Genomic DNA, 23,535 nt, shown 5'->3' on the forward strand with positions numbered 1-23,535 from the left:
GGTCGGCCGAGCCGAGCCCTGCACCCTCCTGGCTGACCTTGGCGTGGCTATCAGATCATCATTCCCGGGTTTAATTTCGTCATTCCCGCGCAGGCGGGAATCCATGATATATAGCGCCAGGTCCGAACACTCCGCCTATACCGCAAAGCCCATGGACCCCCGCCTTCGCGAGGGTGACGACCCTAAGGTATGCGCGAACGTGACGACCTCAGTCGCCCTTTTTTGCCAGCACGTGAATGTAGCGCCCCAGGTGCATGAAGGGCTCCTGGCGGGCGTGGGCCAGCTCCATGGCGATCACCTCGTTGGCCTGCTCGACCTTGATGCGTTTTTCCACCATATAGTCGTGGATCACCCGCACCCCACTACGCCCGGTTATAACAAAGCCCAGCTCGTCCAGCCACCGGTAAACCTCATCGGGTTTGCAGGGCCAGCCCGGCGTCAGTTTCTGGCGTCGTTTCTTGACCAGATTGGCGTGCACATAATCAAAGTGCCCCATCACCAGGCTGTGATACAAGAGGCCGTCGCGGTTATAGAACATCAGGGACAAATGGCCGCCGTCGGCCAGCAACGCCTGCAAGCAGGCCAGCAACGAGGCCTGTTCCTGCACCCACTCCAGCACCGCATGGCACAAAATCAGATCGAACTGGCCTAGATCTTCAACAGTTAACGACTGAATCGGCGCCTGAATAAACTCGAATTGCGCAAGCAGACCTTTTTCGGCGACCTGCTCCCGGGCCAGCGCCAGCATTTCGCCGGACAGATCGCACAGCACCACCTGGTGGCCGCCGGCCGCCAGCGGCTGCGACAGCGGGCCGAAACCGCCACCCGCATCCAGAATACGCAGCGGCCGGTCCGGCATGTCGGCCAGCAGCTCGTCGATATCCCGGCTCAACACCGCCAACCGAATGCGACCCTTGGTGGTGCCGTAGATATTGCGGGCAAAGGTATCGCTCTTGCCGTCGAAATTGGTATTGCTCTTTATGACCTTGGGCTTTCTTCTCACCGGGGTGTTTCTTGCTGAGTCTGGGGGCGCTATTCTGGCACAACCGATACGGTTAACAAATGCGTGTGTACATGGGAACGATGTTTTTGGCGAAAAAATGGCTGGGTAGCCTGTTATTACCGCTACCTCTGCTGCTGATACTGGGCTTTTTCGGGTTGATTATGCTGGCAAGGCAGCACAGGCGCAGTGGAAGTGCGCTGATCCTGCTGTCGCTGACCGCCTTGCTGCTGCTGTCTACCCGCCCGGTGGCCAACCGGCTGATAGTGCCGCTTGAGTCACAATACCCGCCCCATGTAATCAATACCAACTCGGGGCAGCCGGTGCAGGACATTATCGTGCTGGGCGCCGCCCAGGTGGCGGATCTGTCGCTGCCGCTGCTGAGCCAGCTGGGCAACGCCGGACTCATCCGCATTACCGAAGGCGTGCGACTGGCCCACGCCTACCCCGAGGCGCGCCTGATAGTAAGCGGCTATGCGGGCGGCGAAGGCCGTTCCAGCGCAGAGCTGTACGGCGCCGTGGCCCGGGCGCTGGGCATAGCGCCCAGCCGGTTGCTGATGTTACCCGAGCCGAAAGACACCGCCGAAGAGGCCGCCGCCATTACCCCGCTGATTGCCGGCCGCCGGGCGCTGCTGGTGACCTCCGCCAGCCACATGCCGCGCGCCATGACGCTGTTCGAGAGCGAAGGCGCACAACCCTGGGCGGCGCCGGTGGGCCACCACGCCAAAGAGAGCAACGCCGCCCTGCCCTTGTACACCTATCTGCCCCGCGGACGTTATCTGGAGCGCAGCGAAATTGCCTGGCATGAATATCTGGGCCTGGGTTGGCAGTGGTTAATGGGCGGAATAAACACCACACAGCACAAATAGCCGAAAAATAACGATATTAGGGGGCGTCGCTTTCTGGTTTCGGCGGATCCCTGCCCCTATAATGCCCTCATTTAACGAATAGGAAACAACACAAGATGCGACAGACTCTGGTAATGGGTAACTGGAAACTCAACGGCAGCAAGACCATGGTGGCCGAGCTGATCAATGCGCTCAAGGCTCCTGCCGCCGAGACCTCAAGCGTGGCCGTGGCGGTATGCCCGCCGGTGCTGTTTCTGGGCCAGGCCCAGGCGCTGCTGACCGACAGCAATATCGCCCTCGGCGCGCAGGATGCCGATATCCATACCCAGGGCGCGTTCACCGGCGAAAACTCCCCGGCCATGTATGCGGAGTTTGGCGTGCATTATGTGCTGGTCGGCCACAGCGAACGCCGCACCCTGCACGGCGAAAGCGATGCCATGGTGGCGGCCAAGTTTGCCGCCGTACAGCAGGCCGGTCTGGTGCCGGTACTGTGCATCGGTGAAACTCTGGAACAGTTTGAAGAAGGTGAAACCCGGGCCGTGGTCGAGCGCCAGCTGCACGAAGTGATCGCCCATTGCGGCATCGACTCGCTGGCCAATGCCGTGATTGCCTACGAGCCGGTGTGGGCCATCGGCACCGGCAAGACCGCTACACCCGAAATTGCACAGAACGTGCACGCTGCCATTCGCGGTTATCTGGCCGGGCAAAACGCCGAGGTCGCCGCCGGGGTACAGATCCTCTACGGTGGTTCGGTCAAGGGCGCCAGCGCCGCCGGCCTGTTTGCCATGGAAGATATCGACGGTGCCCTGGTGGGCGGGGCCGCCCTGCAGGCGGACGAATTTGCCGCTATTATCCGCGCCGGTGCGTAAAACGCGTGTTGGGATTCGCTTCGCTCATCCCAACCTACAGCCCAATCCAAATATCGGGGTGTTTTTGTAGCCGGCGCTTCAGCTGCCGGATCAGACGGTGCCGGGTCATCAGGCACAGCGCCGTCGGTGGGTTTGCGCAGCTAAAGCAGCGCCTACAGCACCATTTGGAATTCACCGGCATTAACACGGAACATGAAAGAGAGAGCCATGATTAAGCGAATTGGAGTACTGACCAGCGGTGGCGACGCCCCCGGCATGAACGCCGCCATTCGCGCCGTGGTGCGAACCGGGCTGCACCATAATCTGGAGGTGTTCGGCATTCACAGCGGCTACCTGGGTTTGCATCAGAATGACATAGTACCGCTGGATCGGCAGTCGGTGTCGGATGTGATCACCCGCGGCGGCACCTTTCTGGGCTCGGCGCGCTTTCCCGAGTTCAAGAATGAAAAAGTTCGGGTAGAAGCGGTCGAGAACCTGAAAAAACACGGCATCGACGCCCTGGTGGTAATCGGCGGCGACGGCTCCTACATGGGCGCCATGTGCCTGACCGAAATGGGCTTTCCCTGTATCGGCATTCCCGGCACCATCGACAACGACATTGCCGGCACCGACTACACCATCGGCTTTGACACCGCGCTTAACGTGGCGGTAGAGGCCATCGACCGGCTGCGCGATACCTGCAGCTCTCATAACCGCATTTCGGTGGTGGAAATCATGGGCCGCCATTGCGGCGACCTGACCTCCTCCGCCGCGGTGGCCGGTGGTGCCGAATACGTTATCGTGCCGGAAGTGTCCTTCGATCAGGCCGAGCTGATTCAACAAATCCACGAGGGCGTGGCCAAGGGCAAGAAGCACGCCATTGTCGCCATCTGCGAGAACATGTGTGACGTCAACCGGCTGGCATTCGATATTCAGGCCGCTACCGGCCGCGACACCCGCGCCACCATTCTCGGCCATATTCAGCGCGGCGGCACCCCCACCGCACAAGATCGCATCATGGCCAGCCGCATGGGCGCCCGGGCGGTCGAGCTGCTGCTCGAAGGCTACGGCGGCCGTTGCATGGGCCTGCAGAGCAATCACATCGTGCATCACGATATTATCGATTGCATCAAGCACCTGAAGCGCCCGTTCAACGAAGAAATGTACCAATTGTCGAACACCCTGTTCTAAACGAGCAGCGGCCAGACCGGTCGAATAAATTCGACCCTACGAACACCAGAACCACATCATCTCTAGCCGGCCCCGTAATGGAGCCAGCTTGCAAAATCGATAAGACCAGCCTGCCCTATGCTTCCCCCGCTCACGGCGATTGGCCATAATGACTCCCATTTTGTGTTTTCAAGGCCATGACCCGATGGATAACCTCGATGTAAATTTCATGGTGCTGCTGCTGGCCGCGCTGGCCTGCTTTGTTGGCGCCTATGTGCAAACCGCCATCGGTTTTGGCATGGCCATAGTGGCCGCGCCGATCCTGTTTTATCTGGATCCGGCGCTGGTGCCCGGCCCGCTGATGGTGGTGCTGCTGGTAATGTGCCTGATGAACGGCTGGCGTTTTCGCAAGGGGCTGGAGCTCAACCTGCTGGCGCCGGCGCTGCTGGCCCGCATTCCCGGCAGTGCGCTGGGGGTCTTGCTGCTGGCGCTGGTGTCCCAGCAGGTGCTGGCCATTCTTATCGCCATCACTATCATGCTCGGGGTGCTGGTGCGGCTGAAAGACATAGCACTGCCGATGACCCGCACCAACATGGCACTGGGTGGCTTTATGTCCGGGGTCATGGGCACCAGCACCACCATCGGCGGGCCGCCGATGGTATTGGTGATGCACGGTGCCGACATGCACCGCATTCGCGCCAACCTGGCCGGCTTTTTCGTGGTGTCGACCATGATGTCGGTGGCGGCCCTGGCGCTGGGCGGTTTTCTTACCCGGGAGCACCTCATACTGGCCCTGCCGCTGGTGCCCGCGACCCTGCTCGGCAACTGGGTGGCGGCCCATACCCTGCATCTGGTCTCCCGGCCCGTGATGCACTACGGCTCTTTGCTGCTTTGTACCTTTGCCGTTATTGGCATGTTAATTAACACTTTTTTCTGAGGCCCACCCTATACCCACAGCATCTGTGGCATTGTTAAACGAGGCATAAAGTCCGATAATAACCGCCGTTATTTATTATCCGCCGAGTGATCATGTCTGAATACCTGCTGCTGTTTGTCGGCACCGTGCTGGTCAATAACTTCGTGCTGGTCAAGTTTCTCGGACTGTGCCCCTTCATGGGGGTGTCCGGCAAACTCGAGACCGCCGTCGGCATGGGGCTGGCCACCACCTTCGTACTGACCCTGGCCGCCGCCTGCTCTTATCTGGTTAACCAGTATATTCTGCTGCCGCTGGATCTGCTGTATCTGCGCACCCTGTCGTTTATTCTGGTTATCGCCGTGGTGGTGCAGTTCACCGAGATGGTGGTGCACAAGACCAGCCCTACCCTGTATCGCCTGCTGGGTATTTTTCTGCCGCTGATCACCACCAACTGCGCGGTGCTGGGCGTGGCCCTGCTCAACATCAACGAACAGCATAACTTCATGCAGAGCCTGGTATACGGCTTTGGCGCGGCGTTGGGCTTTTCATTGGTGCTGGTGCTGTTTGCCGCCATGCGCGAACGTCTGGCCGGCGCCGATGTACCGGCGCCATTCAAGGGGGCGGCGCTGGCGATGATCACCGCCGGCCTGATGTCACTGGCCTTCATGGGCTTTACCGGACTGGTCAAGTTGTAATATGAGCAATATTTTAATCGCCATCGCGGTGCTGGCGTTGCTGGCCCTGATTTTCGGCCTGATCCTCGGCTTTGCCGCCGTGCGCTTTCGGGTAGAGTCCGATCCCATCGTCGAGCAGCTCGACGAGCTGCTGCCCCAGACCCAGTGCGGTCAGTGTGGTTATCCGGGCTGTCGCCCCTATGCGGCGGCGGTGGCCGAGGGCGACGACATCAACAAATGCGTGCCCGGCGGCGATGCCACCATGCGCAAAATGGCCGATCTGATGGGCGTCGAGCCCCAGGCCATGGGTGAAGAAGCCGCCGCCCCCGTGAAAAAAGTCGCCTTTATTCACGAAGACATGTGCATCGGCTGTACCAAATGCATTCAGGCCTGTCCGGTCGACGCCATCGTGGGCGCCACCAAGGCCCTGCATACGGTGATTGCGGATGAATGCACCGGTTGCGATTTGTGCGTGGATCCCTGCCCGACCGATTGCATCGAAATGATACCGCTCTCGGTCACTCCCGATAACTGGAAATGGCAACTGCCGCCCATCGCCATCAAGCAGGTAGATTAAGATGTCGCTGTTACAGGATCTCAATGCAGGCAAACTGCACGGCTTTCATGGCGGTATTCACCCGCCCGAGCGCAAGGCGCCGGCCAACCTCACGCCCATCAGCCATGCCGGCCTGCCGGAAGAGCTGGTGCTGCAGGTACGCCAGCACATCGGCCAGCCGGCCAAAATCAGGATAAAAACCGGCGAGCGGGTGCTCAGGGGCCAGCCCCTGACCGAGCCGCTCAACCCCATGATGATACCGGTGCATGCGCCCACCTCGGGCATCATTGCTGCCATCGAAGACAGACCCCTGTGCCACCCCTCGGGGCTCGACGGCCTGTGCATCGTGCTCAAGCCCGACGGCGAAGATCAGTGGCGCCCTCGCTATCCGGTGGCCGACTTCCGTTTACTCGGCGCCGACGTGCTGCTGGAGCGTATTCATCAGTCGGGCGTCACGGGGCTCGGCGGCGCCGGTTTTCCGGCCCACGTCAAACTGACACCGCGCAAGAAAAAAATAGACACCCTGATCATCAACGGCGTGGAGTGCGAGCCCTATATCAGCGCCGACGACCGGCTGATGCGCGAACACCCGGCCGAAATACTGCTGGGCGTGGAAATACTGCGCCACATAGTGCAGCCGCAGCTCACCATACTGGCGGTGGAAGACAACAAGCCCGAGGCGCTGGCCGCGCTGCGCACCGCCAACCGGGACCAAAACCTTCTCATCGTGGCGGTACCCACCAAGTATCCGTCCGGCGGTGAGAAACAGCTGATCGAAATTCTTACCGGCCTGCAGGTGCCCCGCAACGGCCTGCCTGCCGACATCGGCATCGTAGTGCAGAACGTGGGCACGGCTTATGCGGTCAAACAGGCCGTTATCGACGACGAGCCGCTGACGCGGCGAGTGGTCACCCTGGCCGGAGAGGCCTTTGCCGAGCCCGGCAATGCCTGGGTGCATATCGGTACCCCGATTCGTTATCTGTTGCAGCGCTATGGTCTGACGCCCGAGCCGGAGCAGCGCATCATCATGGGCGGTCCCATGATGGGCTTTACCCTGCACAGCGCCGCCGCGCCCATCATCAAGGGCAGCAACTGCATACTGGCCCCTAAACAGGCCGAGCTGGCGCCGCCGGCGGAAGAAATGGCCTGCATTCGCTGCAGCAACTGCGCCGATGCCTGCCCCGCCAGCCTGCTGCCGCAACAGTTGTACTGGTATGCCCGCAGTCAGGATCACGACAAGCTGAACAGCCATCATCTGTTCGACTGCATCGAGTGCGGCGCCTGTGCCTATGTCTGCCCCAGCAGCATACCGCTGGTGCAGTATTACCGGGTGGCCAAGGCCGAGATTCGCCAGGCCCAGCGCGAAGCCGAGCTGGCCGAGCGCGCGAAGCAACGCTTTGAGGCTCGCCTGCAGCGACTGGCGCGCGAGAAGGAAGAACGTCAGGCTCGACAGGCCAAGGCCGCCGCCGAGCGCAAGGCGCGCATGGCCGAGCAGGCCGCCGCCGGGGGCGAAGATCCGGTCGCCGCCGCCCTGGCTCGGGTGAAGGCCCGCCAACAGGAGCAGGCGCCCGACGACATGGCCGCCGCCCGTGCCGCCCGCAAGGAAGAAGCCCGCCGCAACCGCGAGCTGAAACAGGCGCAGGCCGATGGCACCGCCGGTGAGAAAAATGCCGCCGCCGGCACCGCTGACAGCCCCGACACCGATAAAAAATCCGCCGTGGCCGCCGCCGTCGCCCGCGCCAAGGCGCGCAAGGCCGCACAGGTTGGCACCGAAGCTGACACGCCCGACGCTGCGGCTCCGGCCGACAGTACCAATGAGGATCCGAAAAAAGCCGCCGTGGCCGCCGCCATCGCCCGAGCCAAGGCACGCAAGGCCGAACAGGAAACGGGGGCCACTCCCAAGTCGGAAACGCCGGCTGGAAACACCACAGCAGACGACAAGCAAGCCGCCATCAAGGCGGCAGTCGCCCGGGCTAAGGCTCGCAAGGCCGAACAGGCCGCTGCCGCGGCTAAACCGGCATCCGGCACCGAGGCGGAGCCGGCGAAAACCGAGACTCCGGCCCCGGCCGATGCCGCAGCCGACGACAAGCAAGCGGCCATCAAGGCGGCGGTCGCCCGAGCCAAGGCCCGCAAGGCCGCGCAGGCCGAGAAATCAGCGGCATCCATTTCATCCGATCGAGAAGACGAGTCCTAATGGCGTTTACCATCAGCAGTTCCCCCCATGATCGCGCTCCGCTCGACACCGCCACCCTGATGCGGCGGGTTTGTTACTGCCTGATACCGGGCATTGCCGCCCAGTGGTGGTTTTTCGGCTGGGGCAGCCTGGTACAAATTATGCTGGCGGTTGCCACCGCCTACGGTGCCGAGGCGCTGGTGCTAACCCTGCGCGGCCGGCGCCTGCAGCAACTCAGGGACAATTCGGCACTGCTGACCGCCGTGCTGATCGGCATCGCCCTGCCACCGCTGGCGCCCTGGTGGCTGGTGGTGATCGGTACCGGCTTTGCCATTATCGTGGCCAAACAGCTGTATGGCGGCATCGGTCAGAACCTGTTCAACCCGGCGATGGTGGCCTACGTACTGCTGCTGGTGTCGTTTCCGCTGCACATGACCAGCTGGCTGCCGCCGCTGGAACTGCAACTGTACCCGCCGACCTTTGCCGACACCGTGTCGGCCATTTTCACTGGCTTTACCCTCGACGGTTTCAGCCCGCACCAGCTGCGTGAGCTGGCCGATGGCACCACCATGGCCACCCCGCTCGACACCCTTAAAACCGGCTTTACCCAGGGCCACACCGGCAGCGAAATTCTGGCCAACCCGGTGTTCGGCGGCCTGGCCGGCATCGGCTGGCAGTGGGTCAACCTGGCCTATCTGGCCGGTGGTCTGCTGCTGCTGCGGCTCAAGCTCATCAGCTGGCCCATTCCGGTGGCCATTATCGGCAGCTTGCTGCTATTCAGCCTGCTGGGCTTTCTGATGGCGCCGGACGGCACCGCCAGCTCCATGATGCACCTGTTGTCGGGTGCCACCATGCTCGGCGCCTTCTTTATTGCCACCGATCCGGTGTCGGCCGCCACCACCTTTCGCGGTCGCCTGATTTACGGCGCGCTTATCGGTTTGCTGATTTACCTGATTCGCACCTTCGGCGGCTATCCGGACGCGGTGGCCTTTGCGGTCTTGCTGGCCAACATGACGGTGCCGATGATCGATGCGCTGACCAAACCCACCACCTATGGAGCGGCCCGCTGATGCTGGAGATGATGCGCAAAAACGGGCTGACACTGGCAACCTTTGCCCTCGGCTGTACCGCCGTGGTGGCCCTGACCCACAACCTGACGCAGAGCACCATTATCGAGCAGGAGCAGGCCCAGCTGCTGCGGGTGCTGGATGAACTGCTGCCGCCCGAGAGCCACGACGAACCGCTGTTCGATCACTGCGTGATGCTGAGCAGCGAGTCGTTTCTGGGCACGCGCGAGGCCCTGCCGGTGTTCACCGCCGTGAAGAACGGCGAGCCACAGAGTTATGCCATCGAGGCCATTGCGCCCGACGGCTACAGCGGCGAAATCAAGCTGGTGGTGGGCATCAAGGCCGATGGCACTCTCAACGGCGTGCGGGTGCTCAACCACAATGAAACCCCGGGGCTGGGTGACAAAATCGAGCTGAAAAAATCCGACTGGGTGCTGGACTTCAACGGCCAGTCGCTGCAGGGTGAGGAAGACCCGCGTTGGGCGGTGCGCAGCGATGGCGGCCAGTTTGATGCCTTTACCGGCGCCACCATTACCCCCAGGGCCGTGGTCAAGGCGGTACACAAGGTGCTGCTGCTGGTGAACCAGCAACCCCGATTACTGAGCCAGGCGCCAGCGTGTGGAGAATCCCTATGAACGAACAACACAAAGAGATTATTCGCCAGGGGCTGTGGCGCAACAACCCGGCCCTGGTGCAAATTCTCGGCCTCTGTCCGGTGCTGGCCGTGACCAGCACCCTGACCAACGCCATGGGGTTGGGCATTGCCACCATGCTGGTGTTGATTGGCTCCAATCTTACCGTTTCCCTGGTACGCCAGTGGGTACCGAACGAAGTGCGTATTCCCATCTACGTGATGATTATCGCCAGTCTGGTCACCTGCGTGCAGCTGCTGATGAATGCCTATACCTACGGCCTTTACCAGTCGCTGGGCATCTTTATTCCGCTGATCGTGACCAACTGCGTGATCATCGGCCGGGCCGAGGCGTTTGCCTCCAAGAATACCGCCGGGCTGGCGGCGCTCGACGGTCTGATGATGGGCACGGGCTTTACCGCCGTGCTGCTGGTACTGGGCGGCCTGCGCGAACTGCTGGGCCAGGGCACCCTGTTCGACGGTGCCGAATTGCTGTTGGGCGACTGGGCAACCAGCCTGCGTATCGACCTGCTGCACCTGGATAACGGCTTTCTACTGGCGATACTGCCCCCCGGTGCCTTTATCGGTCTGGGCCTGATGATCGCCGCCAAAAACTGGCTGGACGGTCGGCTTGCTGCCCGCCAGGCGCCGGCACCCAAGGCCGAAGTCACCCGCGCAAGAGTGACCTCGCTATGAACATGGAAAAACGTCGCCAGATCCTGGAGCGGCTGCGGGCCGAAAACCCGCATCCCACCACCGAGCTCAACTTTCGCAACCCGTTTGAATTGCTGATCGCGGTGCTGCTCTCGGCCCAGGCCACGGATGTGAGCGTCAACAAGGCCACGGTCGGCTTGTTTGCCGCCGGTCCCACCCCCGCCGCCATGCTGGCGCTAGGCGTGGACGGCGTGAAGGAGCACATCAAGACCATAGGCCTGTTCAACACCAAGGCGGTTAACGTCATCAAGACCTGCGCCATACTGCAACAGTTGCACGGCGGCGAAGTACCGGAAAACCGGGAGGCGCTGGAAGCCCTGCCCGGCGTGGGGCGTAAAACCGCCAACGTGGTGCTCAACACCGCCTTCGGCTGGCCCACCATAGCGGTAGATACCCATATTTTTCGGCTCTCGAACCGTACCGGCTTCGCCCCGGGCAAGAACGTGGACCAAGTGGAGCACAAGTTGCTGAAATGGGTACCGGCGGAATTCAAGCAGGACGTGCACCACTGGTTTATTCTGCACGGCCGCTATACCTGCATCGCCCGCAAGCCCCGCTGCGGCTCTTGCGTGATCGAAGACTTATGCGAGTTTAAAGAAAAACAATATCCCGATGACTAGGGTCTGTTGACCCTAAGCACCATAACGGGAAATACCCGACCTTTACATCCACACCACTCTGGGAGTGTTAATCATGCGTATTCTTCACACCATGCTGCGCGTCGGTAACCTGGACAAGTCCATCGCCTTTTATACCGATGTCATGGGCATGAAATTGCTGCGTACCAGCGAAAACACCGAATACCAGTACACCCTGGCCTTTGTCGGTTACGGCAAAGAAGAAAACGAAGCGGTACTGGAGCTGACCTACAACTGGGGCACCGAGCAGTATGATCTGGGCAACGCCTATGGCCATATCGCCATTGAAGCCGATGACATCTACGGTATGTGCGAACAGATCCGGGCCGCCGGCGGCAAGGTGACCCGCGAGCCGGGCCCGGTCAAGGGCGGCAGTACCGTTATCGCCTTTGTGGAAGATCCGGACGGTTACAAGATAGAGCTGATTGCCAAGGCCGACGCCGGCAAGGGGCTGGGGGAGTAAAAACAGCTTTAAGCCATAAGCTGTCAGCTGTCAGCTGTCAGCTGTAGGCAGCAAGCCAAAAAAGGAGCCTTACGGCTCCTTTTTACTTGTCGTTTTCCGCATATTCCGTATGGTTTATGTGAGTCTGCTTTTGCCTGCCTGTTTCGTAGGGTCCAATTTATTGGACCGCAAGGCCCGCGTGTAACGCCGTTGGTCGAATGAATTCGACCCTACAAAAAAATCAACACCAGAATATCCACGCCTCACGCCAATCAGCGTACGGGCAACTCCACATCTTCAAACAGTTTGTCTATTTCATCCGGTGATTTCAGGGCCGTGGCTTTGTCTACCCGCTCGCGGGTAAGGTGGGGCGCAAACCGTTCCATAAAGTCATACATGTAGCTGCGCAGAAAGGTGCCTTTGCGAAACCCTATCTTGGTGGTGCTGGCCGCAAACAGGTGGCTGGCATCGATGGCCACCAGATCCGTATCCTGTTCGGGATCCACCGCCATGCTGGCGAGCACACCGATGCCGATGCCCAGCCGTACATAGGTCTTGATCACGTCGGCGTCGGTGGCGGTAAACACCACCCTGGGTTCAAAGCCGGCCTTGTTAAAGGCAGTATCCAGCTCGGAACGGCCGGTAAAGCCGAATACGTAGGTCACCAGCGAATAATGGGCAATCTCGGCAATGTCCGGCTTGTCGATGGTGGCCAACGGATGGTCTTTGGGCACCAGAATACAGCGATTCCAGTGGTAACAGGGCAGCATGATCAGATCCTGATACAAATGCATCGCCTCGGTGGCAATGGCGAAGTCGGACGAGCCTTTGGCTACCGACTCGCTGATTTGTACCGGTGTGCCCTGATGCATGTGCAACGACACCTTGGGATAGCGGTTGATAAAGCCCTTGATCACCTCCGGCAACGCATAACGGGCCTGGGTATGGGTCGTTGAAATATTGAGCGAGCCCTGATCCGGGTGGGTATGCTGACTCGCCACCGCCTTGATGCTCTCGACCTTGCCCAGAATTTCGCTGGAAATACGGATAATATCCTTACCGGCAGGCGTCACTTGAGTCAGATGCTTACCACTACGCTCGAACACCTGAATGCCCAGCTCATCTTCCAGCATCCGCACCTGCTTGCTGATGCCGGGTTGCGAGGTATACAGGCTCTCGGCGGTGGCAGACACATTCAGATTATGGTTGGCAACTTCAACGATATAGCGTAACTGCTGCAGTTTCATGGTGGCTCGATAGTAAGGTGACATAGCTAAATATTATCAGACCCTGCAAAAATATCCTCTTTGGTAATCATTAATAACCAAAGGTTATATGCTAACAGATTAAACAATCAGCGGTTTTATGTCGTTAACCGTATGGGGGTTAGCCAAAGTCCGATGACTGGGGTAACATTTCACTTCACCTTTACCTATCCACGAGCCGCCGACAGATGACGCTGACACTGATCCTCATAGCCATAGGCGCCTTGTTGTTTCTGGTTATTGTTTACAATATTCTGCAGCAGTACCGCCAAAAGCAGGAAGCAGAAAAACGCACCCTGTTACTCAAGCACAAAAACATCATCAACGAGACCGATGAATTGCTGCTGCACGCCGGCCAGCTGCCATACAGCAAGGCGCTGGTGATGATGCTATACAACCGTATTCTGTCCAGCCTGCACATCATGCGGCAACAAGACCCCGCCAGTACCCAGGTAAAATCCCGCACTACCAATATCGAGCAACAGCTGCAGCAGGTAAAAGAACATTATCAGATGGAGCAGGCCAGCCTGCAGCCACCCGAGTCGGATCGGCAGGCCATCCATATGCTGAAGATCGTGAAACGACTCCGTGCCCTGTTACGTATAGAACACAACAACGGCAAGCTGGGAAACCAGACGTTTGTCATCGAAGATCGTCGCCTGGAACTGATACAGCTGAAAATCAATCTGGCCAACCTGACCAAGCGGGCGCATCTTGCGCTGAATAATAAAAACAACCCGATGGCTCGTCAGATGCTGACCAAGGGCCTGAGCGTACTGGAGCAGGTGCCCGACAAGGATGAGCAGCTGAAAAACATCGAAGAAAATCTGCAATTACGGTTGAACGAGCTGAATAACAGCCAGATCAAGGTAGAGCAAGAGCAAAAGGCTCGCGTAGAAGAGCAGGAAAAGTCCGAACTCGATCAGCTGTTCGAGCCCAAACGAAAATGGTAACCCCGATACCGTCAATGGTGGATTTACTGGGCGATGTGCGCGGCTTTATGGCGCAACTGGAGCAGGGCCTGCTCGGTTATGGCCTGCCGCCGACCTTGGGCCACATGGATCACGTCTGTTATCGGGCGGCAACGCCGCAAGAATACCTGCAGCTGCGCAATGCACTGGCCCGGTTTGGAGATTGCCTGGTCGAAGGGATGATCGGCAACCGGCCCATCATCACTTATCGGCTGCATCAACCGCTCACCAGCCCCTTCGGGCCCGTGCCCTGCCTCGAACTGGCCGCGCCCAAGGCCGGTAAACAGCATCTGCACGGCCTGGAACACGGTGAAATAGTGGTGAGCAAGCTGCAGCAGTTACTTATCGATTACCCGAATGTCCCCTTCAATACCAAGGGACTCGCGGGCACCTCGCCCGAGCTGACCCTGACCCTGGCGCCCTATCAGGTCAAGTTTCACCCTCGCAGCCTGGCCGACACCATAGCGCTTGAAATCGCCCGCGGTGAGGTGGTACCCGTACCCGACGATTATTTCATCGGCCACCACATTTAATTGCCACTCTCTGCCTTTGGTAGTAGGGTCGAATTTATTCGACCGACAGTGTTACGTATAGACTTGGCGGTCCAATAAATCGGACCCTACAAAACGCTTTTCGTACCCATGTCGCCTGCCATTACCCGTTCTCGACGCAACAATCGCAGGCTGAGGCCCGCCGTCACCAGCAGTACCAGCATCATGCCCGCCGCTACCCCCGGCAATCCGGCCCACGCCCAGAACGGATACAGATACAGGCCGCCCAGACTGGCGCCCAGATAGTAAAATACCAGATACAAGGACGACGCCAGGGCTCTGTGCTCTCGCACGCTGCGCCCTACCCAACTGCTGGCACAGGCATGGGCCAGAAAGAAGGCGAAGCTGTCCACCAATAACGCCAGCAGGATCAACGGCAAACGATCGCTGAGCAGGCCGAGGTTGCCAACGGCCATGATACCGATGGCGCCCATCAGGGTTCGACACAGACCGAAACGAGTGATCAGCCAGCCGCTGATGCCGGAAGCAAAGGTGCCGGTGAGATAGGTCAAAAACAGCAGCCCCAGCGCCGCCGGTGCCATCTTGATGGGCGGTTCCGATAAATAGAAAGCCACATAGGTGTATTGATTCAAAAACACCATGAAGTTGAGCCCGCCCACCAGATACACAGGCCACAGCAGGGGGTTGCGAATATGCTCAAGCAAGGGCCGAACTCCCTGCCCCTTGCCGGCCGGCACAAAGTGGCGTGACGGCGGCAACCATTTCAGCAACGGCAGCCACAACAACAGGCTGATCGCGCCCAGCACCAGAAAACTGGTCTGCCAGCCTCCGATCCACAGCTCGCCCCATTGCGCCAGCAGACCGCCGAATACCCGCCCGGCGATGCCGCCCATGGAATTGGCGGCAATATAAATGCCGATGCTGGTGACCAGCGCCCTGGGGGTCAACTCTTCACCCATGTAGGCCACCGCCGTGGCCGGTAGTCCCGCCAGAAAAAAGCCCTGCACGCCCCGCGCCGCCAGTAACCAGCCGAAGTTCGGTACCAGCGCCATCAGCAGACTCAACACAATGGCGACCAGCAAACAGCCCAGCATCACCGGTTTACGACCCAGCCGGTCGGCAATCCGCGCCCAGAACAGCAGACCAACAGCCAGCCCCAGGGTAGAAATCGACAAGGCCCAGCTGGCCGACAGCGCCGACACATCAAAGTCCCGGGCCAGCAGCGGCAACAAGGGCTGGGTCAGATACAGATTGATAAACACCAGCATAGAGCCCAGGCCCAGTGTCAGGGTGGCGCGCCACCAGAGCCGGGTTTTCAAATCGATCATGGCTTACTCCCGAATGACAGCCTTGACCTTATTCCTCACCTGCGTATAAATGAAATATATAAAATTTATAAAAAAAATAACAAAACCTTATGCTTGAAACCAAATGGCTTCGCCAGTTCGTTGCCGTCGCGCGAGCAGGTAACATCACCCGCGCCGCCGAGCAGCTGCACCTGGCCCAGCCCGCCGTCACCATGACCATCAAGAAGCTGGAACAACAGCTCGGCATCACGCTGTTCGACCGTCGCCAGGGCCGACTGCAACTGACCGCAGAGGGTGAGCGGCTTTATCAGCATGCCGAAAGCATTATCAATGCCCTCACTCTGGCCGAGCAGGACATGGCGGCACTGCACGATCTCAACAGCGGCGAAGTCAGTATCGGCATTCCCAGCATGCTGGGCTCCTTTTACTTTCCGCCACTGCTGATGGCGTTCAAACACCGGTATCCGGGTCTGTCCATTCGGGTCATTGAGGCCGGTACCCAGGATTTGCTGGCCCGGTTATGCCAGGGGCAGCTTGGGCTGGGCATAATACTGACCTCTTCCCTGCCGTCCACCCTGACCGGCCTGCCGCTGCTGCGAGAAGAAATGGTGGCGGTGGTCAATGGCGAACATCCGGCCCGCCATCAGGCATCCATCGCCATCGACGACTTTCTGGGGCAAGAGCTGGCGGTGTTTCGTCACGGTTTCTTTCACCGGGAATATATCGACGAGATGGCGAAACAGACCGGCATCAGTCCCCATATCGGTTTCGAGAGCAACCTGATCCCGCTGTTAAAAGCAGTGGTGCGCCGAGGCTTTGCCATCACCACCTTTTTACGCATGGTGATCGAGGACGACCCCGACCTGTTTGCCGTGTCGTTTGCCGAGCCCTACTTTCTCGACCTGTGCCTGGCCTGGCCCCGTGACCGCCGCCTGTCCCGGGCCGAGCAGGCTTTTATCGATTTTATTCGAACGGAACCGAGTCTCTTTACAGCTCCAACCAAAAACGTTATAACATAACAAACTTTATCGGAGCCCGTTATGTCCCTCAAACCCTTTGCCCTCGCCCTGCCCCTGTTGCCCTTCGGCCTGTTCGCCCAGAGTTTACCCGGCGTACACGAGCACGGTTTCGGCCGCCTCAGCCTGGCCCTGGATCAACAACAACTGATGCTGGAACTGCTGGCGCCGGCGGCCGACATTATCGGCTTCGAACATGCTCCGACCAACAAGGACGAACAAACCCGACTGACCGCCGCCCTGAGCCGGGTGCAAGAGGCCGACACGCTGTTCAGCCTGCCCGAAGCGGCCGCCTGCCGGCTGATCGACAGCCAGCTGGTTGAAGAAGACGCCCATGAACTGGACGAGCACGAACAGACAGATCATCATGATCACGCCCATGAAGCTGCAGACAAACACGAGCATCATGAGAGCGAGCATGCCGCTGAACATGACCATGAGCACCATGATGACGATCATGAACACCATGATGATGAACATGGCCACAACGACGTGCTGGTGCAATATCGCTACCAGTGCCGGCAGCCCCAGGCGCTGAACAGCCTCTCGACCACCTTGTTCGAGCAGTTTCCCAGCCTGACCCGGGTAGAGCTGCAGGGCATAGTGCCTTCCGGCCAGATTGCCGGCACCCTCACCGCCGAACAGCCTGCCTTCAGCTGGTAAGGGCCCATGAGTACACTGATATCGATAAGGGATCTCCGCTTCGCCTGGCCCGGCCAGCAAGCCATTTTGCAGATACCGCAGTTTGAACTGGCCGCCGGTGAGCGGCTCTTTATCAAGGGCCCCAGCGGCAGCGGCAAAAGCACCCTACTCGGCCTGCTGGCCGGCATACAGCAGGCCAACAGTGGCCAGTTGCAGGTGCTGGATCGGGATCTGTCGCGTCTCTCGGGCCGGGCCCGGGACCGTTTTCGAGCCGATCACCTGGGCTACATCTTTCAGCAATTCAACCTGCTGCCCTTTCTGTCGGTGACCGAGAACGTCACCTCGGCCCTGATTTTCTCCCGTCATAAACGCCGTCGGTTGCAGGCTTCCGCCACCGCCGAGGCCGAACGACTGCTGAGCGAGCTGCAGCTGCCCCCGGCACTGTGGACGCAGCCGGTACACAAGCTGAGTATCGGCCAGCAACAGCGGGTGGCGGCGGCGCGGGCCCTGATTGGTCGCCCCGAACTGGTCATTGCCGACGAGCCCACCTCGGCACTGGACGCCGACAGCCGGGCCGCCTTTATCGAGCTGCTGTTCCGGGAATGCCGCCGCCAGCACAGCACCCTGGTGTTTGTCAGCCACGATCCGGCGCTGGAGCCGCTGTTTTCCCGGGTCGTTTCCCTTCCCGAACTGAACGAGCAGACAAGATGTTGATACTGGCACTGAAAAGTCTCTGGGCCCGGCGGCTGACCGCCGGCCTGACCCTGGCCGCCATCGCCATCAGCGTGATGCTGCTGGTGGGGGTCGAAAAAGTGCGGGTAGAGATGAAAGAGAGTTTTGCCCGCACCCTGTCCGGCACCGATCTCATCGTCGGCGCCCGCACCGGCCAGATCAACCTGCTGCTGTATTCGGTGTTTCGCTTGGGCAACCCCACCAACAACATCAGCTGGGACAGCTATCGGCGCATCAGCCAACACAAGGGGGTGGCCTGGACCATTCCCATCGCCCTGGGTGACTCCCATCAGGGCTTTCGGGTGCTGGGCACCAATCAGGACTATTTTCGCCATTACGCCTATGGTCGCAACCAGCCGTTGCGGCTGGCCGAGGGTCGCCCCTTCAAGGATACCTTCGAGGCGGTGATCGGCGCCGAGGTGGCGCAAAATCTGGGCTACCGATTGGGTGATCCCCTCATCATCGCCCACGGCGCCGGCAACACCTCGTTCAGCCTGCACGACGATCTGCCCTTTACCCTGGTCGGTATTCTGGCGCCCACCGGCACCCCGGTCGACAAGACGGTGCATGTACGGCTGGACGGTCTGGAGGCCATCCATCTCGGCTGGCAGAGCGGCCGCAAGACCCTGACCCTGTCGCCCGAGCAGGCCCGCGCCGCCGATCTTGCTCCCGACTCCATTACCGCCTTTCTGGTGGGCATGCACAACAAGGTACAGGTGTTCGGGCTGCAACGGGCCATCAACGGTTACCGGGCCGAGCCGCTGTCGGCCATTCTGCCGGGCAGCGCCCTGCACGAGCTGTGGAGCCTGCTTGGCATCGCCGAAAAAGCCATCGCCTTCATCGCCCTGTTCGTGGTGGTGGCCGGTTTGCTGGGCATGCTGACCACCCTGCTGGCGGGACTGTCGGCCCGGCGTAGAGAACTGGCCATACTGCGCGCCCTGGGGGCCGGGCCGCGGCACCTCTTTGGTCTGCTGGCGCTGGAGGCCGCCCTGCTCACCGCCCTTGGCGTCTTGCTGGGTCTGGCGCTACTATATGGCGCGCTGCAACTGCTGGCCCCGCTGGTGCAGGCAGAATATGGTCTTATGCTGTACCCGGGTCTGCCCGAGGCGGGTGAATGGCGTCTTATCGGTCTGACCCTGCTGGCGGGCATGTTAATCGGCCTGCTGCCGGCGGCACGGGCCTATTTTTATTCGGTTAACGATGGAATGAGTATTAATCACTGATGAAATATATGACTGTCTTGCTCGCCACCCTGGCGCTGCTGGCCCCCTCGGCCTGGGCCGACGATTATTCGCTGCTGGAATGGAATGATCTTATCCCGCTGGAAGAGCAGCTGAATCCGCCGCCTTTTCCCGAGGTGGATCACGATGATGAATTTGCCATTCCCGGCCAGCCTATCGGCAAGGTGGTGCCAAGCCTGAACGGCCGCAAGGTCCGCCTGCCCGGCTTTGTGGTGCCGCTGGAAGGTGACAGCAAGCAGGTGACCGCCTTCCTGCTGGTGCCCTACTTCGGCGCCTGCATTCACGTGCCGCCGCCGCCCACCAACCAGATCGTCTACGTGGAGTATCCGGCCGGCGCCCAGGTGGACGATCTCTGGGACGCGGTCTGGGTCACCGGCACCCTGCGCACCGTGGGCGCCAGCCATGACATGGCCGACGCCGCCTATTCGCTGCAAGGCACCAGCGTGGAGCCTTATCAAATTTAAGCGAAAGAAAAACCGGAGCAGAAACCCCACCCTAGCCCTCCCCTTGCGTTGCACCCCGCTGGCGTCCTGTCTATTGGGCATTAAAGGGGAGGGAATAAACCAGCGTTGCCTGGAGAGATCGCGGTCTTTCGCCCCTCCCCCTGAGCTGCGGCGCGACAGACACAGCGGCGGGCCGTCGCCAGGGGGAGGCTGGGAGGGGGTGTCACTAAGTGACAGCCTGGTCTTCGGTTAGATCACCCGTTCGAGCAATAGTGCTGTGAATTGTTCTTCAAGCAGCTGCTCCGCCTCCAGGATAAGGGTCTGCCCCAGCGCCAGCGCCTGGCGCTGGCAGGCGGCGCGCCGGGCCGGGTCGTCGATGCCGTCCAGATCTGCCACATGGGCGATGCCGATGGTCCGGCGAATCATCTCGCAGCCCGCGTAGCCCAGGGCGTCTTGCCATACTCGCCCCAGGAAGTCCTGAACATACCCCGGCTCGGCCAGTGCCGCATCATTGCTGTGCGCCGCCAGCTCGACAAAATCGGCCCGAAAGTTCTGCCAGAGGCTGTGTATTTCTTCGATGCGTTGTTGCTGAACACGCCGACTGGCCACCGCCCGGTGCCGCCCCGGCTGGCTGCAGAAATTCAGCAGCAGGTTGGCGAATATCACCCCCAGATCGAAGCCCATGGGGCCATAACCACCAAATTCGGCGTCGATCACCTTGAGCTTGTCTGCCGTTACCATGACAGAGCCGGTATGCAGGTCGCCGTGCAGCAGGGCCTCGCCTTTGCAGCGAAAGTCGTGCTTGAGTGCCGCGACCTTCACTTTTAATGCCGCATCGGCCCACAGTTGCTCCGCCTCGGCACGGATCAAGGGGGCGACGTTATTGCGCTCGTGATCCCGAAACGGGTCGACAAAAAAGACAGCTTCGGTAATGGCCATCAGCTCCGGGTTGGCAAAATCGGTCTGCGCCGCCTGCTGCGCCTGATAATCCAGATGAAAGGCACTGCTGTGGTAGTGCACCCGGGCCAGATACCGGCCCAATTGCGCCGCCGCCTCGGGAAAGCTCAGATCTTCCAGCTGGGTCTGACGCCATACCCGATGATCGGACAAATCCTCCAGCAGCATCACCGACAGCGCCGGATCGTAGTGCAATACCTCTACCGTGTATTCCGGGCAGACGCGGCCATGGTTCAGCAGTATTTGTGCCTCGATGCGGGCCCGATCCCGGGTTAGCGGCCAGGACTCGCCGATGCAGCGAATATAGGGCAGCGCCTGTTTGACGATAACACCGCGCGACTCGCCAGGCTGCCACACTCGAAACACCTGATTCAGGTTGCCGTCGCCGATTTCTTCGCCCAGCAAGGGCACCTCGTCGCCCAGCTTTTCAACCACTCGCACATAAGCGATGGCGTCGTCTACCTTGAAAATTCGATACTGGCTCATCAATCCGCTCCCTGCTGCATAAGGTTATCTTTCCCTAACTTCATCCACACTGTAATAAAACCGATGCTGTTCGCGACTCAACCATAACAACATTGGTTTAAATACCGTGATTTAACGACATGGTTATAACAACACAGACAATGCTGGTAGCACAACGCCGGTGGCGTTAGAGTCTAATCTAGGGTCTGTTGACCTTTCGCGGTTAAATTTTGTTCGAGTTAAACGCGTTTTTATCGCGGCGAGAGGGGTGTAGCCTAGTCATTCTAAGCAAAGCCCTCTCAACAAAGAGAAAAACGCGTTTAGCCGAACCCGCAGGGCAACGCTTGTGGGGGCTTGCTACTGCGTTATCGCTTATTTATGTAGAGTGACTACATGGCATAAGCGATGCCTTGTATCAAGACCCCACAAACTGCTGCAAAAATCATCGCGAAAGGTCAACAGACCCTAGGGGAAGGACCCGCTACCACAAAAAAGAGTCATTATGGATCAGAGACATAGCACTTCAGACCCACTATTGTCCGATGAATTACGCCGCCAGATGTTGCGCTTTGCCACCCTGCAACTGCAAGACGCCGCGTTGGCGGAAGATGCGGTGCAGGAGGCCCTGCTCGGCGCCTTCAAGTATGCAGACAGCTTCAACGGTCGCGCCGCCTACAAGAACTGGGTGTTTGCCATCCTCAAGCACAAGATTGTCGATGTCATCCGCAAAAACCAGCGTCTGGTCACCATCAGCAGCCTGGGTGGTGACGACAGTTCGGATCTGGAAGAGCATTTGTTCAACCGCTTTGGCATGTGGCACAAGGAGGAACGACCGGTGGAATGGAGCGCCCCCGAAAGCAGCCGGGAAGACGACGAGTTCTGGACCCTGTTCGAGCTTTGTTTGGATAAATTGCCGCCCAATCAGGGCCGCACCTTCATGATGCGCGAGTTTGTCGGCCTGGAAAGCCCGGAGATCTGCAGAGAGCTGGATCTGACCGTCAGCAACCTCAACGTCTTGCTGTATCGGGCCCGGCTACGACTACGCGAATGCCTGGAAAACACCTGGCAACAGCAAGGAGACTGCCAATGCTGAGCTGTCACAAAGCCACTCGACTGATGTCCGAAGGTCAGGAGCGAGCCCTGAGTACCGGCGAAAAGCTGTTGCTGGCGCTGCACACCATGATGTGCAAGGGCTGTCGCAATTTCGAACGGCAATTACCGGTCATACGATCATTGTCCCGGGCCTACGTCGCCAAATCGGATGATGACACCAGCGACAAGCCGGAAGACGGCCCCACTCGATAAAGGAATCACGATGCGAGACACCCTGCCTCTGCTTGACTTGACCGACTTCCCTGCCATACGCCGCCAGGCGCTGGATACCCTGCAGGTGAACCTGGGCTACATGTGCAACATGAAATGCGTGCACTGCCATGTGGCCGCCGGGCCGCACCGCACCGAGATGATGGACGACGACAATCTGGCCTTGATCACCAGGGTACTGGCAGCCCGCAAACTCGATACCCTGGATCTGACCGGCGGCGCCCCCGAAATGCACCCGCGCTTTCGCGAGTTGGTGGTGGCCGCTCGACGGCAGGGCGTCACCGTTATCGACCGCTGCAACCTCACCATTTTGTTCGAGCCCGGGCACGAAACCCTGGCCGACTTTCTGGCCGAACAGCAGGTGGAAATCGTCGCTTCCCTGCCTTGCTACGAGATCGACAACGTCGATCGCCAGCGCGGCAAGGGCACCTTCAACAAGAGCATCGCCGCCCTGCAGCAGCTGAACAAGCTGGGTTACGGCCGGCCCGGCTCGGGGCTGGTGCTGAATCTGGTTTACAACCCCCAGGGGCCGACCCTGCCCCCCGAGCAACAAGGGCTGGAAGCGGCCTATCGGCGCGAGCTGATGGAGCACTTCGACATTCGCTTCAATCAGCTGTTCGCCCTGGCCAATATGCCGATCAAACGGTTCGGCGATTACCTGATCACCAAGCGCCAGTTCCACGATTATCTGCGCCTGTTGAAAGACAACTTTTCCGCCGCCAACCTGCCGGGGCTGATGTGCCGCAACCTGGTGAGCGTTGACTGGCAGGGTTACCTGTACGACTGCGACTTTAACCAGCAGCTGGGGCTGCGACTGCCGACTGACGGTAAAGGTAAAGAGCAAGAGCAAGACCCGCCTCATCTGCGGGATCTGTTGCACCGGGAGCTGGAAGGTCAGCCGATACGGGTCGCCGAGCACTGCTATGGCTGCACCGCCGGCCAGGGCAGCAGCTGCGGCGGCGCCCTGCACGACGAGTCCTGAGC

General features: G+C 59.9%; 26 protein-coding genes. 22 read left to right on the forward strand and 4 right to left on the reverse strand.

All coding sequences use genetic code 11. From position 1 onward, the window contains the following. Positions 1 to 208: 208 nt before the first annotated feature. Entirely contained in the window at positions 209 to 982 is a 774-nt protein-coding gene (locus tag ABD827_RS16030) for a methyltransferase domain-containing protein (RefSeq protein WP_344965822.1), read from the reverse strand. Between the two features lie 92 nt (positions 983 to 1,074). Between ABD827_RS16030 and ABD827_RS16035 the strand changes: the two genes are divergently transcribed. The 12 genes from ABD827_RS16035 (at position 1,075) to gloA (ending at position 11,698) form a co-directional block, all read left to right on the forward strand. Next, the gene (locus tag ABD827_RS16035; protein WP_344965683.1) at positions 1,075 to 1,869 is read left to right on the forward strand and encodes an ElyC/SanA/YdcF family protein; all 795 of its coding nucleotides are present in this window, start codon (positions 1,075 to 1,077) and stop codon (positions 1,867 to 1,869) included. Between the two features lie 95 nt (positions 1,870 to 1,964). After that, on the forward strand, positions 1,965 to 2,717 hold the full coding sequence (tpiA, locus tag ABD827_RS16040; RefSeq protein WP_344965684.1) for a triose-phosphate isomerase: 753 nt from the start codon (positions 1,965 to 1,967) through the stop codon (positions 2,715 to 2,717). Between the two features lie 207 nt (positions 2,718 to 2,924). After that, complete coding sequence (gene pfkA / locus ABD827_RS16045; protein WP_344965685.1) at positions 2,925 to 3,887, forward strand: 6-phosphofructokinase; 963 nt, start codon at positions 2,925 to 2,927, stop codon at positions 3,885 to 3,887. A 184-nt stretch (positions 3,888 to 4,071) separates the two neighbouring features. After that, positions 4,072 to 4,803 carry a TSUP family transporter gene (locus ABD827_RS16050; RefSeq protein ID WP_344965686.1) on the forward strand — a complete coding sequence of 244 codons (732 nt, stop codon included), beginning with the start codon at positions 4,072 to 4,074 and terminating at the stop codon, positions 4,801 to 4,803. A gap of 92 nt (positions 4,804 to 4,895) precedes the next feature. Further along, positions 4,896 to 5,477: an electron transport complex subunit RsxA gene (gene rsxA, locus ABD827_RS16055; protein ID WP_298722512.1), complete on the forward strand. Its 582-nt coding sequence runs from the start codon at positions 4,896 to 4,898 to the stop codon at positions 5,475 to 5,477. A gap of 1 nt (position 5,478) precedes the next feature. After that, positions 5,479 to 6,033 (forward strand): electron transport complex subunit RsxB, encoded by a 555-nt coding sequence (gene rsxB / locus ABD827_RS16060; protein ID WP_298722515.1) that lies wholly within the window; start codon positions 5,479 to 5,481, stop codon positions 6,031 to 6,033. A 1-nt stretch (position 6,034) separates the two neighbouring features. Continuing rightward, positions 6,035 to 8,206: an electron transport complex subunit RsxC gene (gene rsxC / locus ABD827_RS16065; protein ID WP_344965687.1), complete on the forward strand. Its 2,172-nt coding sequence runs from the start codon at positions 6,035 to 6,037 to the stop codon at positions 8,204 to 8,206. Beyond that, positions 8,206 to 9,255: an electron transport complex subunit RsxD gene (gene rsxD, locus ABD827_RS16070; RefSeq protein ID WP_344965688.1), complete on the forward strand. Its 1,050-nt coding sequence runs from the start codon at positions 8,206 to 8,208 to the stop codon at positions 9,253 to 9,255. Before rsxC ends, rsxD begins: the two co-directional genes overlap by 1 nt. Then, a complete protein-coding gene (rsxG, locus tag ABD827_RS16075; RefSeq protein WP_344965689.1) occupies positions 9,255 to 9,887 on the forward strand; it encodes an electron transport complex subunit RsxG in 633 nt (210 codons plus the stop codon). Before rsxD ends, rsxG begins: the two co-directional genes overlap by 1 nt. Beyond that, positions 9,884 to 10,579 (forward strand): electron transport complex subunit E, encoded by a 696-nt coding sequence (locus ABD827_RS16080; protein WP_344965690.1) that lies wholly within the window; start codon positions 9,884 to 9,886, stop codon positions 10,577 to 10,579. The genes rsxG and ABD827_RS16080 overlap by 4 nt, the downstream gene beginning before the upstream one ends. After that, the gene (gene nth / locus ABD827_RS16085) at positions 10,576 to 11,217 is read left to right on the forward strand and encodes an endonuclease III (RefSeq protein ID WP_344965691.1); all 642 of its coding nucleotides are present in this window, start codon (positions 10,576 to 10,578) and stop codon (positions 11,215 to 11,217) included. The genes ABD827_RS16080 and nth overlap by 4 nt, the downstream gene beginning before the upstream one ends. A gap of 73 nt (positions 11,218 to 11,290) precedes the next feature. Beyond that, positions 11,291 to 11,698, forward strand: coding sequence for a lactoylglutathione lyase (gloA, locus tag ABD827_RS16090; protein ID WP_298722537.1), 408 nt, complete (start codon positions 11,291 to 11,293; stop codon positions 11,696 to 11,698). A gap of 251 nt (positions 11,699 to 11,949) precedes the next feature. Here gloA and cysB read toward each other — a convergent pair whose 3' ends face one another. Beyond that, positions 11,950 to 12,924, reverse strand: a complete 975-nt coding sequence (gene cysB, locus ABD827_RS16095; RefSeq protein WP_298722540.1) for an HTH-type transcriptional regulator CysB — start codon at positions 12,922 to 12,924, stop codon at positions 11,950 to 11,952. Between the two features lie 206 nt (positions 12,925 to 13,130). Between cysB and ABD827_RS16100 the strand changes: the two genes are divergently transcribed. Beyond that, complete coding sequence (locus ABD827_RS16100; RefSeq protein ID WP_344965692.1) at positions 13,131 to 13,895, forward strand: DNA repair ATPase; 765 nt, start codon at positions 13,131 to 13,133, stop codon at positions 13,893 to 13,895. A gap of 14 nt (positions 13,896 to 13,909) precedes the next feature. Then, the gene (locus ABD827_RS16105; RefSeq protein ID WP_344965694.1) at positions 13,910 to 14,446 is read left to right on the forward strand and encodes a VOC family protein; all 537 of its coding nucleotides are present in this window, start codon (positions 13,910 to 13,912) and stop codon (positions 14,444 to 14,446) included. An 86-nt stretch (positions 14,447 to 14,532) separates the two neighbouring features. On the opposite strand, the gene ABD827_RS16110 is transcribed toward ABD827_RS16105, so the two are convergent. Beyond that, positions 14,533 to 15,753 carry an MFS transporter gene (locus ABD827_RS16110; protein ID WP_344965695.1) on the reverse strand — a complete coding sequence of 407 codons (1,221 nt, stop codon included), beginning with the start codon at positions 15,751 to 15,753 and terminating at the stop codon, positions 14,533 to 14,535. 89 nt (positions 15,754 to 15,842) lie between these two features. On the opposite strand from ABD827_RS16110, the gene ABD827_RS16115 reads away from it, so the two are divergent. From ABD827_RS16115 to ABD827_RS16135, 5 genes are read left to right on the forward strand one after another with little or no spacing between them, the layout of a single operon-like run. Further along, a complete protein-coding gene (locus tag ABD827_RS16115) occupies positions 15,843 to 16,751 on the forward strand; it encodes a LysR family transcriptional regulator (protein WP_344965696.1) in 909 nt (302 codons plus the stop codon). A gap of 21 nt (positions 16,752 to 16,772) precedes the next feature. Further along, positions 16,773 to 17,411, forward strand: coding sequence for a DUF2796 domain-containing protein (locus tag ABD827_RS16120; protein ID WP_344965697.1), 639 nt, complete (start codon positions 16,773 to 16,775; stop codon positions 17,409 to 17,411). 6 nt (positions 17,412 to 17,417) lie between these two features. Beyond that, on the forward strand, positions 17,418 to 18,104 hold the full coding sequence (locus ABD827_RS16125; protein ID WP_344965698.1) for an ABC transporter ATP-binding protein: 687 nt from the start codon (positions 17,418 to 17,420) through the stop codon (positions 18,102 to 18,104). Continuing rightward, positions 18,098 to 19,345: an ABC transporter permease gene (locus ABD827_RS16130; protein ID WP_344965699.1), complete on the forward strand. Its 1,248-nt coding sequence runs from the start codon at positions 18,098 to 18,100 to the stop codon at positions 19,343 to 19,345. The genes ABD827_RS16125 and ABD827_RS16130 overlap by 7 nt, the downstream gene beginning before the upstream one ends. Next, positions 19,345 to 19,827, forward strand: coding sequence for a DUF3299 domain-containing protein (locus tag ABD827_RS16135; RefSeq protein ID WP_344965700.1), 483 nt, complete (start codon positions 19,345 to 19,347; stop codon positions 19,825 to 19,827). The genes ABD827_RS16130 and ABD827_RS16135 overlap by 1 nt, the downstream gene beginning before the upstream one ends. A 228-nt stretch (positions 19,828 to 20,055) precedes the next feature. Here the strand turns inward: ABD827_RS16135 and mtnK are convergent, their stop codons facing one another. Further along, a complete protein-coding gene (mtnK, locus tag ABD827_RS16140) occupies positions 20,056 to 21,249 on the reverse strand; it encodes an S-methyl-5-thioribose kinase (protein ID WP_344965701.1) in 1,194 nt (397 codons plus the stop codon). Positions 21,250 to 21,730: 481 nt separating this feature from the next. On the opposite strand from mtnK, the gene ABD827_RS16145 reads away from it, so the two are divergent. Genes ABD827_RS16145 through arsS form a run of 3 tightly spaced genes read left to right on the forward strand, consistent with a single transcriptional unit; the run spans position 21,731 to position 23,533 of the window. Further along, positions 21,731 to 22,321 (forward strand): sigma-70 family RNA polymerase sigma factor, encoded by a 591-nt coding sequence (locus tag ABD827_RS16145; protein ID WP_344965702.1) that lies wholly within the window; start codon positions 21,731 to 21,733, stop codon positions 22,319 to 22,321. Next, positions 22,315 to 22,533: an anti-sigma factor family protein gene (locus ABD827_RS16150; RefSeq protein ID WP_344965704.1), complete on the forward strand. Its 219-nt coding sequence runs from the start codon at positions 22,315 to 22,317 to the stop codon at positions 22,531 to 22,533. Before ABD827_RS16145 ends, ABD827_RS16150 begins: the two co-directional genes overlap by 7 nt. A gap of 10 nt (positions 22,534 to 22,543) precedes the next feature. Continuing rightward, the gene (gene arsS / locus ABD827_RS16155) at positions 22,544 to 23,533 is read left to right on the forward strand and encodes an arsenosugar biosynthesis radical SAM (seleno)protein ArsS (RefSeq protein ID WP_344965705.1); all 990 of its coding nucleotides are present in this window, start codon (positions 22,544 to 22,546) and stop codon (positions 23,531 to 23,533) included. Positions 23,534 to 23,535: the final 2 nt, after the last annotated feature.

It is taken from the genome of Oceanisphaera sediminis (assembly GCF_039539745.1).
In the GTDB taxonomy this organism is placed as follows: Bacteria; Pseudomonadota; Gammaproteobacteria; order Enterobacterales; family Aeromonadaceae; genus Oceanimonas; species Oceanimonas sediminis.

Excerpts from the sequence above, each read along its gene's own strand:
- ABD827_RS16035 (WP_344965683.1), top strand. The coding sequence starts at position 1,075 with ATGGGAACGATGTTTTTGGCGAAAAAATGGCTGGGTAGCCTGTTATTA.
- tpiA (WP_344965684.1), top strand. The coding sequence starts at position 1,965 with ATGCGACAGACTCTGGTAATGGGTAACTGGAAACTCAACGGCAGCAAG.
- pfkA (WP_344965685.1), top strand. The coding sequence starts at position 2,925 with ATGATTAAGCGAATTGGAGTACTGACCAGCGGTGGCGACGCCCCCGGC.
- ABD827_RS16050 (WP_344965686.1), top strand. The coding sequence starts at position 4,072 with ATGGATAACCTCGATGTAAATTTCATGGTGCTGCTGCTGGCCGCGCTG.
- rsxA (WP_298722512.1), top strand. The coding sequence starts at position 4,896 with ATGTCTGAATACCTGCTGCTGTTTGTCGGCACCGTGCTGGTCAATAAC.
- rsxB (WP_298722515.1), top strand. The coding sequence starts at position 5,479 with ATGAGCAATATTTTAATCGCCATCGCGGTGCTGGCGTTGCTGGCCCTG.
- rsxC (WP_344965687.1), top strand. The coding sequence starts at position 6,035 with ATGTCGCTGTTACAGGATCTCAATGCAGGCAAACTGCACGGCTTTCAT.
- rsxD (WP_344965688.1), top strand. The coding sequence starts at position 8,206 with ATGGCGTTTACCATCAGCAGTTCCCCCCATGATCGCGCTCCGCTCGAC.
- rsxG (WP_344965689.1), top strand. The coding sequence starts at position 9,255 with ATGCTGGAGATGATGCGCAAAAACGGGCTGACACTGGCAACCTTTGCC.
- ABD827_RS16080 (WP_344965690.1), top strand. The coding sequence starts at position 9,884 with ATGAACGAACAACACAAAGAGATTATTCGCCAGGGGCTGTGGCGCAAC.
- nth (WP_344965691.1), top strand. The coding sequence starts at position 10,576 with ATGAACATGGAAAAACGTCGCCAGATCCTGGAGCGGCTGCGGGCCGAA.
- gloA (WP_298722537.1), top strand. The coding sequence starts at position 11,291 with ATGCGTATTCTTCACACCATGCTGCGCGTCGGTAACCTGGACAAGTCC.
- cysB (WP_298722540.1), bottom strand. The coding sequence starts at position 12,924 with ATGAAACTGCAGCAGTTACGCTATATCGTTGAAGTTGCCAACCATAAT.
- ABD827_RS16100 (WP_344965692.1), top strand. The coding sequence starts at position 13,131 with ATGACGCTGACACTGATCCTCATAGCCATAGGCGCCTTGTTGTTTCTG.
- ABD827_RS16105 (WP_344965694.1), top strand. The coding sequence starts at position 13,910 with ATGGTGGATTTACTGGGCGATGTGCGCGGCTTTATGGCGCAACTGGAG.
- ABD827_RS16110 (WP_344965695.1), bottom strand. The coding sequence starts at position 15,753 with ATGATCGATTTGAAAACCCGGCTCTGGTGGCGCGCCACCCTGACACTG.
- ABD827_RS16115 (WP_344965696.1), top strand. The coding sequence starts at position 15,843 with ATGCTTGAAACCAAATGGCTTCGCCAGTTCGTTGCCGTCGCGCGAGCA.
- ABD827_RS16120 (WP_344965697.1), top strand. The coding sequence starts at position 16,773 with ATGTCCCTCAAACCCTTTGCCCTCGCCCTGCCCCTGTTGCCCTTCGGC.
- ABD827_RS16125 (WP_344965698.1), top strand. The coding sequence starts at position 17,418 with ATGAGTACACTGATATCGATAAGGGATCTCCGCTTCGCCTGGCCCGGC.
- ABD827_RS16130 (WP_344965699.1), top strand. The coding sequence starts at position 18,098 with ATGTTGATACTGGCACTGAAAAGTCTCTGGGCCCGGCGGCTGACCGCC.
- ABD827_RS16135 (WP_344965700.1), top strand. The coding sequence starts at position 19,345 with ATGAAATATATGACTGTCTTGCTCGCCACCCTGGCGCTGCTGGCCCCC.
- mtnK (WP_344965701.1), bottom strand. The coding sequence starts at position 21,249 with ATGAGCCAGTATCGAATTTTCAAGGTAGACGACGCCATCGCTTATGTG.
- ABD827_RS16145 (WP_344965702.1), top strand. The coding sequence starts at position 21,731 with ATGGATCAGAGACATAGCACTTCAGACCCACTATTGTCCGATGAATTA.
- ABD827_RS16150 (WP_344965704.1), top strand. The coding sequence starts at position 22,315 with ATGCTGAGCTGTCACAAAGCCACTCGACTGATGTCCGAAGGTCAGGAG.
- arsS (WP_344965705.1), top strand. The coding sequence starts at position 22,544 with ATGCGAGACACCCTGCCTCTGCTTGACTTGACCGACTTCCCTGCCATA.